This window comes from Streptomyces sp. NPDC049915, assembly GCF_040656475.1.
Classification (GTDB): Bacteria; Actinomycetota; Actinomycetes; order Streptomycetales; family Streptomycetaceae; genus Streptomyces.
Window position 1 is genome coordinate 78,282 of record NZ_JBFAMH010000020.1, and the last position, 12,772, is coordinate 91,053.

Annotated in this window: 12 protein-coding genes; 7 read left to right on the plus strand and 5 right to left on the minus strand. The window is 70.7% G+C overall.

Annotated features, from left to right (window positions below; all coding sequences use genetic code 11):
- Positions 1 to 153: 153 nt before the first annotated feature.
- Genes AB0J12_RS28350 through AB0J12_RS28360 form a run of 3 tightly spaced genes read left to right on the plus strand, consistent with a single transcriptional unit; the run spans position 154 to position 4,178 of the window.
- A complete protein-coding gene (locus tag AB0J12_RS28350; protein WP_363267306.1) occupies positions 154 to 2,304 on the plus strand; it encodes a helix-turn-helix transcriptional regulator in 2,151 nt (716 codons plus the stop codon).
- Positions 2,305 to 2,307: 3 nt separating this feature from the next.
- Positions 2,308 to 3,303 carry a hypothetical protein gene (locus tag AB0J12_RS28355; RefSeq protein ID WP_363267307.1) on the plus strand — a complete coding sequence of 332 codons (996 nt, stop codon included), beginning with the start codon at positions 2,308 to 2,310 and terminating at the stop codon, positions 3,301 to 3,303.
- Positions 3,300 to 4,178, plus strand: coding sequence for a DUF6339 family protein (locus AB0J12_RS28360; protein ID WP_363267308.1), 879 nt, complete (start codon positions 3,300 to 3,302; stop codon positions 4,176 to 4,178). Before AB0J12_RS28355 ends, AB0J12_RS28360 begins: the two co-directional genes overlap by 4 nt.
- Positions 4,179 to 4,196: 18 nt before the next feature.
- Here the strand turns inward: AB0J12_RS28360 and AB0J12_RS28365 are convergent, their stop codons facing one another.
- From AB0J12_RS28365 to AB0J12_RS28385, 5 genes are all read right to left on the minus strand, one after another.
- Complete coding sequence (locus tag AB0J12_RS28365; RefSeq protein WP_363267309.1) at positions 4,197 to 5,531, minus strand: DNA cytosine methyltransferase; 1,335 nt, start codon at positions 5,529 to 5,531, stop codon at positions 4,197 to 4,199.
- An 11-nt stretch (positions 5,532 to 5,542) separates the two neighbouring features.
- Positions 5,543 to 6,538: a DNA cytosine methyltransferase gene (locus tag AB0J12_RS28370; protein ID WP_363267310.1), complete on the minus strand. Its 996-nt coding sequence runs from the start codon at positions 6,536 to 6,538 to the stop codon at positions 5,543 to 5,545.
- Entirely contained in the window at positions 6,535 to 6,936 is a 402-nt protein-coding gene (locus AB0J12_RS28375; protein ID WP_363267373.1) for a very short patch repair endonuclease, read from the minus strand. The genes AB0J12_RS28370 and AB0J12_RS28375 overlap by 4 nt, the downstream gene beginning before the upstream one ends.
- Positions 6,937 to 7,099: 163 nt before the next feature.
- Complete coding sequence (locus AB0J12_RS28380; RefSeq protein ID WP_363267311.1) at positions 7,100 to 8,119, minus strand: SEC-C domain-containing protein; 1,020 nt, start codon at positions 8,117 to 8,119, stop codon at positions 7,100 to 7,102.
- Between the two features lie 85 nt (positions 8,120 to 8,204).
- Positions 8,205 to 9,581: an MFS transporter gene (locus AB0J12_RS28385; RefSeq protein WP_363267374.1), complete on the minus strand. Its 1,377-nt coding sequence runs from the start codon at positions 9,579 to 9,581 to the stop codon at positions 8,205 to 8,207.
- Between the two features lie 275 nt (positions 9,582 to 9,856).
- Between AB0J12_RS28385 and AB0J12_RS28390 the strand changes: the two genes are divergently transcribed.
- From AB0J12_RS28390 to AB0J12_RS28405, 4 genes are all read left to right on the plus strand, one after another.
- The gene (locus AB0J12_RS28390; RefSeq protein ID WP_363267313.1) at positions 9,857 to 10,390 is read left to right on the plus strand and encodes a helix-turn-helix domain-containing protein; all 534 of its coding nucleotides are present in this window, start codon (positions 9,857 to 9,859) and stop codon (positions 10,388 to 10,390) included.
- A gap of 75 nt (positions 10,391 to 10,465) precedes the next feature.
- A complete protein-coding gene (locus tag AB0J12_RS28395) occupies positions 10,466 to 10,777 on the plus strand; it encodes a DUF6412 domain-containing protein (protein WP_363267314.1) in 312 nt (103 codons plus the stop codon).
- 182 nt (positions 10,778 to 10,959) lie between these two features.
- Entirely contained in the window at positions 10,960 to 11,679 is a 720-nt protein-coding gene (locus AB0J12_RS28400) for a YidC/Oxa1 family membrane protein insertase (RefSeq protein WP_363267316.1), read from the plus strand.
- A gap of 187 nt (positions 11,680 to 11,866) precedes the next feature.
- Positions 11,867 to 12,724 (plus strand): fumarylacetoacetate hydrolase family protein, encoded by an 858-nt coding sequence (locus AB0J12_RS28405; protein ID WP_363267318.1) that lies wholly within the window; start codon positions 11,867 to 11,869, stop codon positions 12,722 to 12,724.
- Positions 12,725 to 12,772 lie beyond the last annotated feature (48 nt).

Here is a 12,772-nt window from a genome sequence, read left to right on the forward strand (position 1 = left end):
CGGTGGTCGATCCGGTCGAGGTCGGGCAATTAAGGACAAGTTGGACAGTGGTGCCGAGTGATCGGATCGACTTGTTCGGTTAACTGTTGGTTGACAAGATCGATAGTGTCAAATTAGCGTCACCGGGACGACCCGAGGAAGAGCAGGTGGCGCGTGGAGACAGGTGAGGAGTTCGGGCCGTGGCTGGCCCGGCAGCTCAAGCTCGCAGGGAAGACGCAAGCCGAACTGGCCGAGGAGCTCGGACTGACCCGAGCCGCCGTCTCCGCGTGGATCACTGGGAGGTCGACCCCACGCCCCACGGTCATGGTGGACATCGCGATGGCGCTCGGTACGGATCTCGGCACGGTGCACACGCGCACCACTGACACCCAGGCCGGTCTGCCAGTTACGTGGTACCACCGTCCCGGCTACCCCGACGGCGGCCGTGAACTGGGCAATGCCGCCGCCTTCGCCTTCGACGCGGACGTACAGGTGCTCGCGCGCGAGACCTGTCAGAACAGCCTCGACGAGCGCTTGACGGAGAACGGCCGTCCCGTCCGAGTGCGGTACACCCTGCACGAGTTGACCGGCGAACACCTTGACGCCTTCCGCGATGCCGTCCTCTGGAACGACCTCTTCCCGCACTACTCGGCCGTCTCGGAAGTCGCCGGCAACCAAAAGGTCGGGCGGGTCGTGGACGCCGGTGTGCGCGACATGTACGAGAAGGGCCGTCTGGTCCTGCTGCGTGTCGACGACTACAACGCCTCCGGCCTCACCGGCGACGACTACGCGGACGGCAAGTTCGCTGCCGTGGTCAGGCGTCAGCTGGAAAGCCTCAAGTCCGGGCGCTCGGCAGGCGGTTCGTACGGTCTGGGCAAGGCCACGTTGTGGGCGACCAGCGCGCTCGGGCTCGTGCTCATCAACTCCACTCTCTCTGTGCCCCATGAGGGACGCACCGAGCGCCGGATGATCGGCCGGCTCGAGCTGCCGTGGCGGGAAGTCGACGGTCGCCCGTACGCGGGCCCAGCGTGGTTCGGGCGCCCCGATCCCGACTCGCCGGGCGCTGAAGTGGCTCGCTCCTGGTGGGCGGACGAGGAGACCGTGGCCCGCCTGCACCTGAGGCGCGACAGCGACGAACCCGGTACGTCCTTCCTCATCGTCGGCGCGCACGACGTGGCCAGCCTGGAGGCGAGCACGCCCGACCTCGACGACGAGATCATCGAGGAGGAGGGGGGCGAGGACACGCGAGACATCCGCAGGATGCACAAGCGGCTTGTCCAGGCCCTGGGTCGTGACTTCTGGGCCGCCATGACCGGTGGGGGCGGCCGACTCCCCCTTCTGGAGGTCTCGGTCCGCGCCCTGCGCAACGACGGAGAGGTGGTGGTGGAGGAGACGAAGGTGGACCCCTCCGTCGAACAGCCCTCCAGGACCCGCGCCCTGCGGGCCTACTACGACGGCACCACGGTGGATCGGCTCACCGAGGCCGGGCAGGTCGCGGCTCGGAACGTGCCCTTGAAGCTGCCGTTGTCGGGCGGTGCTGCCGGCGGCACGCTCGGGACCCACCAAGCGGTGCTGCTGGTCACCGAGGCGGCCGGCGACAACGACAGGCCGATCAATCAGGTGCACTCGCTGCGCGGCAACCGCATGACCGTCAAGAAGGCCACCGTACCGAGACTGCCGATCGGGACCAACCCGTTCCAGGCGATTCTCCTGGCCGGCGAGGCCGCCGGAGAAGCGGCCCCCTTCGCCAAGGAGGCCGAGGAGTTCCTGCGTGCGGCGGAACCCCCCGAGCACGACCGCTGGAGCCAGACGGAGGAGTTGACCCTGCGCTGGTCTCCCTCCGCTTACCGGCGGATCGAAGGGCTGACCAAGGAGGTCAACAACGCGGTCAGGGAACTCGTCGCGCGCCCCAAGCGCAGCAACCGCGAAGGCGGCGAAGCCCTGCGCAAGGCGCTGACCGTCAAGAACCGGCCCAAGGCGAAGGTCCCCACCGGCCCCGTGATCCCGGTGCTGCACGCGCTCGACGCGACGATCGGCGAGGCGGGGGAGTGGCGGATCACCGCCGAGGTCAGCATCCCGCGCGGAGACGAGATCGTCCCCATGGTGCCCGTCGCCCTGTTGGACGTGCGCTCCGGCGGCCGCCCGAAGCTCGACTGGGCGGAACTCGAGGCTGTGGAGGGTTGTGAGGTGGAGGAAGGCACCCTCCGTTTCACCCCTGGCGTCCGCCGGGCGACCTTCCGAGGAGCTACCGACGTCACCAGCCATCCGGTCAGGACCGCCTTGACCCGCTTGGTGCTCGACCTGCGTGCCGGCAAGGGGGAGTGACGCGTGAAGATCTACCCGTACAAGCGCCTCAACCGCCCGATCACGTTCCGTGTGACCTCGGTCTCCCTCACCCTCGCGGACGGTACGCGGGATCAGCTGGACACCAGTGCGTACTCGACGCAGCAACAGGCTGTCGCGCTCGGCGTCGTTGGGCATGACGACTGGCTGAACGCCACCATCGGCCTCTCGGCGACCCTGCCCCCGGGAGCGGACGCGCCGGACGCGGCCTGGTCCGACGTGCACGTCCTCGCCGTGCTGACGGACGGCGAGACCAACGTCCGGACCTCGACGAACCTCGCTCGGGACGCGGAGGGCAGCCGAGACTGGTCGGGCTCCCTGGAGGTGCTGCGCGACGACCACGTGGGGCGCGCCTCCCTTGCCGTGTACGCCGTCGGCACGGTCGACGGAGTGGCGCAACGGTCGATCGCCGAGACCGACCGGAGCTGGATCGTCGACACGGTCTCCGACGAGCCGGTCAGCGGCCTCCAACTGGAGGTCCGCAAGGGCTCGTTCACCAGGAGCTCCAGGGAATGGCTGCGGACCTACGCCGACGCGCCCTGGATCGTGGACACCTCGGCCAGGGTGCCCACCGTCTTCGTGAACACCGACGTCGAGGGGATCGTCGGGCTGCTGGACAGCAACGGCTCCGGCGTGGAGAGCAAGGTCGGTGACCTCCTCGTCGCCCAGATGGCCACCGACGTATGGACCGCCGTCTTCCACGGCGCCATGGGCGACCTGGAGGTGGAGCCCGGTGGCAACCCGGTCTTCCCCACCGACTGGCAGGGCGAGGTGCTTCGGGAGATGCTTCCGGACGTCGTCCCCGGCGTGCACGTCGAGGAGGCTCTCCGACTGGTGCACCGCCGGCGCACCGGCGACTCGGGCTGGGCCGAACTGCAGACACGAATCCACTACGCGGCGATCCGACGCGCCGAGGCCTCCAGGGCGCTGGGCTATGCCATCCGCAGTCTGGAACAAGCGAACCGGGAGAGCGAGAAATGATCACCCAGCCCGACCACCTTCCGGAACGCTTGGCGCTGCTTCCCGCATCGGCCGCCGGTAGGTTCCTCACCGAGCAGCTGTTGAAGGCCGAACAGGTCCACGCCGGCATCGACCTCGCGAAGGTCGTCGAACCGCTCCCGGACGACGACGTCAGGTGGGCGGTCGAGCCGATCCGGAGCCTGGTGGAAGACGCCATGTTCGAATTCCGCGACGACCGGACCCGCGCCGATGCGTGGCTCGCGCCGAGGCTCCATGCCACGATGCGCCTCACGCGGCGGGAGGCGGCGGACAAGCGTCTGTGGACACACCTCGCGCTTGCGGTGGCCCCCGATTACGTGGCCTGGCGCCACCTGTCGGAGGCGACGGCCACACGGCCCGAGCGACGTATCCCTGCGGAGCGCTTCCAGGGCCCCGCGGACCGCCAGTGCTTCTCCCGCCTCTGGTGGGCGGCCGAGCTGTTCCGGAACGGTCCGGACTACGAGCCCGTCGAGGTGGCCTGCGGCTATCAGGACCTCGTCCACACCGTTCTACGGATGGAGCTGATCGACCACCGTCCCACCGCCCAAGCCCTCGTCCGCCTGGTGAAGAGCGGCAAGATCTCCACAGGCCGAGAGATCAACGGTCTGAGTGTCGCTGCCAACGCGGCCGGCGCCACCCTCGTCTACGACGCGCTCGCACCGGACGAGCCCAGGGACCCGACCGCTCTCCGGAATTGGATCGCGGAAGCGGAGAGCGCACCCCCGGTCTCGCGCCATGTTCTCCCGGACGGACCCGACGAGGACCCTGTCCCGGAGAAGTCCGTGGCCACGCTCGTCGACCTCCTCACCGACCTGTTCGAGACCGCGCCGGTCAGGGGCAGGAAGAGCGAAGTCTGAGACGGCGGGTAGCCGCGGTCACTCCGCCGATGCCTGCTTCTTGCGCGGGGTGGGGCGCGGAGGTGCCTGGTCCTCGGGGCGCGGGCAGCTGGCGGTGCAGTCGTCCGCCGCCCCGCAGCCGTGGCTGCGCAATTTGGCCCGCTGCTCCTCCGTGGCCGGCACCCATGGCTTCCGCAGAGCCTGCGGGCCCGGCGCGGGCAGACCCAGCGCGGCGCTCAGCAGGTGGGCACCGAACAGGGGCGGCACGGCATTGCCCACTTGTTGTGCCTGGGCCGTGCCCGACCACGGGTACTCCGGCGGGAAGCTCTGCAGCATCCCTGCCTCATTCATGCTGAACCGTGGGCCTTCGTAGACGACGTTCTCGTCCAGGTGCTCGAAGACCACGAAGCGTGAGATGCGGCCGGTGACCGTGGCGGCCGGCTGCTGGTCGGTGCGGACCCCGCGGCGTCCGGGGTTACCGGAGCTTCCGTAGTTCGAGCGGACCAGGAACGGTTTCTTGCGCCCGGGCAGGGCCATGCGCATCGACACCCACGGCTGCGGTCCCTCGGCCTTCCCTCGGCGCGTCACCGGCTCGGGGGCGATCTCCTCATCGAGGACCGGCTGGTGCGCGAGCGCGGCAGCCGCCTGGCCGTTCCTGCGATTCCACTCCTTCGCCTCGTAGGCGCGGTGGGTCGGCTCGGGAAGGAAGGGCTCACCGAGCCCCTCCCGGCGGGCGATCAGCACGGCTCGCGACCGAGTCTGCGGAACTCCGTAGGTCTCGGTGTCGAGGACGTCGACCTTGACCTGGTACGTGGTGCCGTCGGGCAGGCCGGTCTTCTGCAGCACCAAGGCGTAATGCTCCCAGAGCGCCTCGACCGCGGGGACCTGCTCCAGGACGATGACGTCGTACGGCCGGTTGCCGCGGTTCGGGCTTCTGGTCGCCTGGATCGCATAACGGAGGGGTTCGAGGACCAACGCCGTGCGCGGATCGCTGAGCTTCTTCAGCTCCTCGTCGATGTCCTTGTCGGAGACGCCCGCCATGAGCCGCTCGATGTAGCCTTTGACCTCGTCCAGGGCCTGCCGGCCGACACCGCTCCCGGCAACCGAGTACGTCTGGCACGGGGGGCCACCGGCGAGCACGTTGATCTCCGGAGGCAGCGATTCGAAGGCCTCCCTGCGGACCGTGCTCACGTCGGCGTGGAGGGTGTCCAGGCCGGCCGCGTAACGCGTCAGACAGGCGCTCTTGTCCCATTCGATGCCCAGGCTCGGCACGCCTAGCACGTGTGCGGCCACATCCAGCCCGCCGGGCCCTGCGAAGAGATCCAGGACAAAAGGCTTGTCGAGGATGGGTTGATCGTGCGGCGTGCTGGTCATGTGGCGGAAGTCTAGCCGGCGGCGGGGACTGCTCGGGCTTCGTCCAGCGCTTCGGCCACCGCCCGCCCCAACGCCCATCCGACCGGTGGCGGCGTCGCGTGTCCCACCTGGCGGTAGCGTGCGGTCTTGAGCCCGGCGATCTCCCATGACTCGGGGAAGCTCTGCAGCAACGCCGCCTGCTCGACTGTGATTTTCACCATCCCATCCCGGCCGAGTACGGGATCCCACATGAAATCCGGGCCGGGAACCTCGTTGCCCACAGTGTGGGCGTCGACGCCCATGGTGGCCCACTTCCGCTTGGCCCCTGTGGGCCCCAGGTCGGCGCCCCCTCTGTTCTTCGAGCCACCGACGAGTGTCGGAGCAGGCTGATCGGCCTGGGCGGCCCAGCGGGCGGCGTCGGGCCAACCGCGCGACGCCATGCTCGCACCCAGAGCGTCACCGACCGTTCTCGGCTCGTGCACCGCGTGTGCCGGAGCTCGGAACGCCTCGGCCCGAGCTCGTTCGACGGCAACCAGCACGCCCTGCTTCCGGTTCTGCGGTACGCCGAAGTCGACGGCGTTGACGACGAACCAACTGAACTCGTAACCCAAGTGGGTCAGTTCGGCGTGGGCGAAATCACGGAACGGCTGATACTCGACTGCGTGAGCGAGCCCGGGAACGTTTTCGATGAGTACCGCCCGAGGCCGGATCGCATGGACCAGATAGACGGTGGCCTGCAGCAGCCGTTCCTCCACACCCGAGTCCGTTCGTCCGACGGTCGCACTCGACTTGACCCGAGGAAGTCCCGCGGACAACAGATCCACGTCGTAGCTCTCGGGGTAGTCGCTCGGATCGAAGTCGAGAAGATCCGTCTGTAACACGTTCCAGTGCGGACGGTTCGCCCGGAGGGTCCGGCAGGCGTCGTCGTCCTCGTCCAGCAGAAGACGCGGCTCGAAGCCGGCCTGCTCCAGTCCCAGGGCGAGCCCACCTGCCCCCGAACACACATCGACAAAGGTCAGGCCGCTCAACTGTTCCTCCCCCGACCCGTTCGAGTCCTCTCCCGCTGCACCGCCGCCGCCACCCGCACGGCCACGTCCTCCGGAGCCTCATGCTCCCAGAACCGCAGCACGGTCCAGCCCTCCGTGACCAGATGCTGCGTCGTCTCACGGTCGCGGGCCATGTTCCGGTCCAGCTTGGTGCGCCACCAGTCCGCATTGGCCTTCGGCTGTGTGGCGTGCTGAGGGCAGCCGTGCCAGAAGCAGCCGTCGATGAGGACCGCGACCTTCGCCCGAGGGAACGCCACGTCGATACGTCGCCGGGGCATGCCCGGCACCGGATACTCCACGCGGTAGCGCAGCCCGGCAGCGTGCAGCAGCCGCCGCACCGCCAGCTCGACACCGGTGTCCTTGCTCGCCTGCCTGCTCATGCGGGCCGACACGCCGGAAGAGGAAGGCATCACGCTGTTCACTGTCGTCGAACCTCACGAACGCATGTCGTCACGATCGATGATCGCCTTCCACCTTGACCGAACCGGCGGTCGCGATCCGGAGTCACGACGACAGGTTCCCGCCCCGAGGACACAGACGGTGTCACGCCGGCTGGGCGCCGTGACACTCCCCATAAGCCGCCCCCGACCCGCACCAGCAAGCCTCCCCCCGCTCCGGTGGCCAGGGCACCGCCCTGCCGCGTGCCGCCAGGGTCGTCGCGTACTGGGGGAGCAGTGTCGGGTCTGCGGGGGACGTGCCCTCCGAGGCGGCGAAGGCCTCGTAGGAGGGGACCGTGCCGGTGACGATGCCCAGGTTGGGGGTGCCGGAGGCGGAGAGTTCGCGGAGGGACGTCTCTATCGTCGCCAGGTGGTCCTCGTAGGAGGGGTACTCCTCCGTGAGGGTCGGGTAGTCGGCGACGAGTTCGGCCAGCTCCGGCGCCGGCCAGTGGAGGACGGCCACCGGGAACGGGCGGGAGAGGGCCTCTCGGTAGGTGCCGAGTTCGGCGTGGAGGCGGGAGATCTCCGCCTGGAGTTCCGCCGGGTTCGAGGAGCCCAGGGACCAGACGCGTTTCGGGTCGTGGAGTTCGTCCAGGGGGACCGGTGCCGTGTTCAGGGTGTCCGCCAAGGCGTCCCAGTCGTCGTGCGGCAGGCCCAGCATGCGGCGCACCCGGTGGCGGCCGAACAGGAGGGGGCGCGTGGAGTAGGGGGGCTCGCCCTCCGGGGGGAGCAGGAGGTACGCGGCCTGCGTGAACGTGTCCTGGGCCGCCTCCAGTTCGTCGTGGGACTCCAGGGCCTCCGCCACGATCACCCAGGGAAGCGGATCGCGGGGGGCGGCCACGCGGATGCCCTCGATGATCGCGCGGGCCTCGGCTTCGTGGTCGTACTCCCAGAGGTTCGCGGCCTTGCGGGCGCGGATCAGGTGGGGGTGTTCCAGGGAGTCCCCGGTCGCGATCAGGCGGTCGTAGAGGGTGGTCGCGGCGGGGCGGTCGCCGGCGAGTTCCAGGTGGGCCGCGGCCCGCAGCAGCAGGGCTTCCGCGTCCTCGGGATACAGGCCGGCGGTCCGCTCCAGGCGTGCCGCTTCGGCGGTGTGGTCGACGTTCTCGGCGGGCGTGTCGGAGCGCATGGGGGACACCGTACTGCCGATGAATGACAAACGTGAGGTGTCCGCTGGCCAGGGCTGCACGTCCGGACGGGGGTGACCCGCGCCCTCACCCCCGCTCCCGCAACACCCCCACCCCGGCCGCTCCCACGGCCGCCAGGGCCGCCGACACCAGCAGTGCGACGTCCGCGCCGTCGGGCAGGCTTTTCGTGGACGTCACCAGGGCGATGGTGAGGGCGACGCCGGCGCAGGAGCCGATGTAGCGGAAGGTCTGCTGGGCGCCGGAGCCCATCGCCGCGCGCTCCGGCGGGACGGACTCGACCGAGACCAGCGGCAGCGCGGCGTTCAGCAGTCCGCTGCCGATCCCGCCGATCAGCAGGCCCGGCAGCAGGCGCGGCCAGGAGTGGGCCGACAGCGCGCCGAGCATCGTCAGCGCGGCCGCGGCGTGCAGGACGAAGCCCGCCGCGAGCTGCAGGCGGGGCGGGACACGGCCCGCCAGGCGCCGCGCCTGCAACGCCACGACGAAGGACAGGCCGGACCAGAGCAGGAACAGCCACGCCGTCGCCATCGCCGACATCCCGAGCGTCTGCTGCAGCAGCGCCGGCAGATAGCTGAACAGGCCGATCACCGCCAGTCCCGTGAACAGGCCGCCCGCCGAGGACGCCAGGAAGCGGGGGCGGCGCAGCAGGGTCAGGTCGATCATCGGGGTTGCCGTGCGGCGCTCGGCCACGACGAAGAGAGCGAGCAGGACCAGCGTGGCCAGCAGCAACAGGCCCACCGGGGCGCGCAGCCAGCCGTCCCGGCCCAGGGTCAGAGCGGCCACCAGGCAGACCAGCGCCGGGCCGAAGGTGAGGGCGCCGAGCAGGTCGGGGCGTCCTCCGCGCGGGGCGCGGGACTCCGTCAGGGTGCGCGTCGACAGGGCCGCCGTCACCACGGCGGCCGCGCCCAGGACGCCGTAGGCCACCCGCCAGTGCGGCAGGGCACCGGCGAGCAGCGGGCCGACGGCGATGCCGCCGGAGACGAACGCGCCCCACACGCCGGTCGCGTGCAGCCGGCCGCGCGGGGTCGGGAACGCGTGCACGATCAGGCCCAGGCTGCTCGCCAGCAGGGCCGCGCTGGCCGCGCCCTGGGCGATGCGGGCCAGCGTGAACAGCCAGGTGGAGGTGGTCAGCGCGCCCAGGGCCGTGGTCAGTCCGAGGGCCAGGGTGCCGGCGGTGAAGATCCGGCGGCGGCCGTAGTCGTCGGCGAGGCTGCCGGCGACCAGCAGGAGGGCGGCGAGGCCGAGCGGGGTGCCGTTGAGCAGCCAGGCCTGCGCGGACAGCGGGGTGTGCAGATCGGCGGCCGTGTCGGGGAGCGTGACCATCGGCGCCGTGTAGGTCATCAGGGCGATGGCCGTGGCCGCGCTGGTCAGGGCGAGGGTGGCGCGGGGGCGGGCGGCGGTGGGGGGCGTTTCCCCGCCGGCGGTGGGCTTCCGGCGGCCGGACATCGGGACCGCGGACGCGGAGAGTGCGGACGCAGGGGGCACGGATGCCGGGGGCACGGGCGGCGCGGAGGTCGCCTCGGCGCTGGGGAGGTCGGAGCTGGGCATCGCCGTTTCCTTTCCGGGACGGTCCCTCGCGGGCATACGGGACCGGGTGGGACCTGGCACCACCTCGGTCACGGAACCATCGGTTCGCTCACTGAACCTACGAGGTATCCGCCACCGTAGCAGGGTTGGTTCGATGATTGAACCTACGGCGGAGAAGTCGGTACAGTGGCCCCATGGCACTGGGCAAGGACTACGCGACGCAGGAGTGCTCGATCGCCCGGGCGCTGGAGGTCGTCGGTGAGCGGTGGACGCTGCTCGTCATCCGCGACGCGTTCTTCGGCGTCCGGCGCTACAACGACTTCCTCGTCCACCTGTGCATCCCGCGCGCCGTCCTCGCCGCCCGCCTGCAGGCCCTCACCGAGCAGGGAATCCTCTACAAGCGCCGGTACCAGCAGTCACCGCCGCGCGACGAGTACGTCCTCACCGAGCGCGGCATCGCCCTGTGGCCCACCCTGCGCTCGCTCGGCCTGTGGGGCCGCGAGCACTACGGCGAGCGGCCGCTGCGCCTCTTCCGGCACGCCGGCTGCGGCACCGAGCGCGAACTCGGTCCCTACGGTGAATGTCCCGACTGCGGAACCGTCGTGCCGGTCCCGGACGTTGTCATGGAGCCGGGGCCGGGACTCGATCCCGACCCGGCGGATCCGGTCAGCCGGGCCCTGCTCCAGCCCCGGAGGCTGCTGCAGCCGCTCGAACCGGATCCTGTATAAACAGCCTGTACGAACAGGGCCGAAGAACAGCCCGTACGCACCGGGCGTACGACGAAGAGGGCGGGGGGATCGCCGATGAACCGTGACTGGGCCGGGCTGCGTCCCGCCGCCGCGCTGCTGCTTCTCGTCCTGCAGATCGCCCTGCTCGACACCGGCAGCCTCTCCGCCACCGTCGCCCTCGCCGCGACCGCCGCCGTCGGCTCCGCGCTCGCGCTGTGTGCGCTGGTCACCGCGCTCTGCGTGCCCGGCGTGCCGTCCACGCGGGTCCGCACCGCGATACGCGACCGTGCCCGTCGTACGGCTTTCCTGCCCCAGCGCGATCCCGACGCGCGCGGCCGCCGCCGGCCCAGGGCACCCGGACACGCCCTCCCGGCGACCACCGCGTAGGGCATCCCGCCTTCTCCCACGGGCACCATCACCGTTCCCGGGCGGACAGGGCCCCGCGTGGGTCGTCATGCCGATCGCCTCGATCCCGTCGGCCACATCGATTTCGTCGATCTCGTCGATCCGGTCGAACGCGACGATCTCCATCGTTCCGGCACGACGTGACCCCGGAGGGCCACTCACCCATGTCCGTTTTCGCCCACCTCGTCGAGCGGCTCGCCGAGCTGCTCCAGCCTCTGTTCCACGCCTCCGCCGCCGCCGCGGCGATCGTGCTGTTCACGATGCTCGTCCGGCTGCTGGTCCACCCCCTGTCCCGCGCCGCCGCCCGCGGGCAGAAGGCCAAGGCCGCGCTCCAGCCGCGGATCGCCGAGCTGCGCACCCAGCACGCCAAAGACCCGCAGAAGCTGCAGAAGGCGATCATGGAGCTGCACGCCGAGGAGAAGGTCTCCCCGCTGTCCGGCTGCCTGCCCAGCCTGTTGCAGGCGCCCGCGTTCTTCCTGATGTACCACCTGTTCTCCAGCACCAGCATCGGCGGCGAGGCCAACGGGCTGCTCGGCCACCAGTTGTTCGCGGCGCCGCTCGGCGACCGCTGGGCCGACGCCCTTGCCGCCGGCGGCCCGCTCGGCGGCGCGGGACTCGTCTACCTCGCCCTGTTCGCCCTGGTCGCGGTCGTCGCCACGGTCAACTTCCGGCGCACCCGCCGGATGACGGCCGAGAACGCCCCCGTGCCGGCGGCGGCCGGGACGGGCGAACAGGTTCCGGGCATCGGCGCCGTCACGAAGGTCATGCCGTTCATGTCCTTCTTCACCCTCGTCACCGTCGCCGTCGTACCGCTGGCCGCCGCGCTGTACGTCGTGACCAGCACGGCGTGGAGCGCGGTGGAACGGGCGGTGCTCTACCGCTGAGCCGCTCCCGTCCGGCGCACGAACCGCTCCCGCCCGGCTCGCCCTACGGTCCAGTACGTGAACCGGGTCTTGCGGAGTGGACCCCCCTCTTGGAGGATCGACCAGTCCTCCGATGGCTGTCGCGCCACGGCCGCACCCGGCGGCACCATCGGCCGGGCGCCCGCGATCGAGGAAGATGGTGACGACCATGAAGCTGCTGCGAGTCGGTACGGCCGGGGCCGAGCGCCCGGCGCTGCTCGACGCCGACGGGACCCTGCGGGATCTGTCGGGCCTCGTCGAGGACATCGACGGCGCGCTGCTCGCCGACGACGCGGCCCTCGGCCGTATCCGCGCCGCGGCCGAGGCCGGTGAGCTGCCCGCGGTGGACGCGACGGGGCTGCGCATCGGTCCGCCGCTGGGGCGCATCGGCAAGGTCGTGTGCATCGGGCTGAACTATTACGACCACGCCCGCGAGGTCGGTGCCGAGCCGCCCGCCGAACCGGTGATCTTCTTCAAGGCCGCCGACACGGTCGTCGGCCCGAACGACACGGTGCTCGTACCCAGGGGCTCGGTCAAGACCGACTGGGAGGTCGAGCTGGCGGTCGTCATCGGCCGTACCGCCCGCTACCTCGGCTCGGCGGAGGAAGGGCTCGCGCACGTCGCCGGGTACGCCGTCGCGCACGACGTGTCCGAGCGGGAGTTCCAGATCGAGCGGGGCGGGACCTGGGACAAGGGCAAGAACTGCGAGACGTTCAACCCGCTCGGGCCGTGGCTGGTGACCGCGGACGAGGTGCCCGACCCGCAGGCGCTGTCCCTCAAGCTGTGGGTCAACGGCGAACTTAAGCAGGACGGGACCACGGCCGACCAGATCTTCCCGGTGGGCGAGGTCGTGCGCTACGTCAGCCAGTTCATGACGCTGTACCCCGGGGACGTCATCAACACGGGGACCCCTGCGGGGGTTGCGATGGGGCAGCCCGAGCCGAAGCCGTACCTTCGTTCCGGGGATGTGGTGGAGCTGGAGGTTTCGGGGCTGGGACGGCAGCGGCAGGAGCTGAAGGACGCCTGAGCGCTCCGCTGAGGGCCGGGGAACCACGCTTGTCTGCCGGGTGCGGGT

Bases quoted from the DNA above. Each gene is read 5' to 3' on its own strand.
- AB0J12_RS28360 (WP_363267308.1), top strand. From the start codon at position 3,300: ATGATCACCCAGCCCGACCACCTTCCGGAACGCTTGGCGCTGCTTCCC.
- AB0J12_RS28365 (WP_363267309.1), bottom strand. From the start codon at position 5,531: ATGACCAGCACGCCGCACGATCAACCCATCCTCGACAAGCCTTTTGTC.
- AB0J12_RS28375 (WP_363267373.1), bottom strand. From the start codon at position 6,936: ATGAGCAGGCAGGCGAGCAAGGACACCGGTGTCGAGCTGGCGGTGCGG.
- AB0J12_RS28380 (WP_363267311.1), bottom strand. From the start codon at position 8,119: ATGCGCTCCGACACGCCCGCCGAGAACGTCGACCACACCGCCGAAGCG.
- AB0J12_RS28385 (WP_363267374.1), bottom strand. From the start codon at position 9,581: ATGTCCGGCCGCCGGAAGCCCACCGCCGGCGGGGAAACGCCCCCCACC.
- AB0J12_RS28390 (WP_363267313.1), top strand. From the start codon at position 9,857: ATGGCACTGGGCAAGGACTACGCGACGCAGGAGTGCTCGATCGCCCGG.
- AB0J12_RS28395 (WP_363267314.1), top strand. From the start codon at position 10,466: ATGAACCGTGACTGGGCCGGGCTGCGTCCCGCCGCCGCGCTGCTGCTT.
- AB0J12_RS28400 (WP_363267316.1), top strand. From the start codon at position 10,960: ATGTCCGTTTTCGCCCACCTCGTCGAGCGGCTCGCCGAGCTGCTCCAG.
- AB0J12_RS28405 (WP_363267318.1), top strand. From the start codon at position 11,867: ATGAAGCTGCTGCGAGTCGGTACGGCCGGGGCCGAGCGCCCGGCGCTG.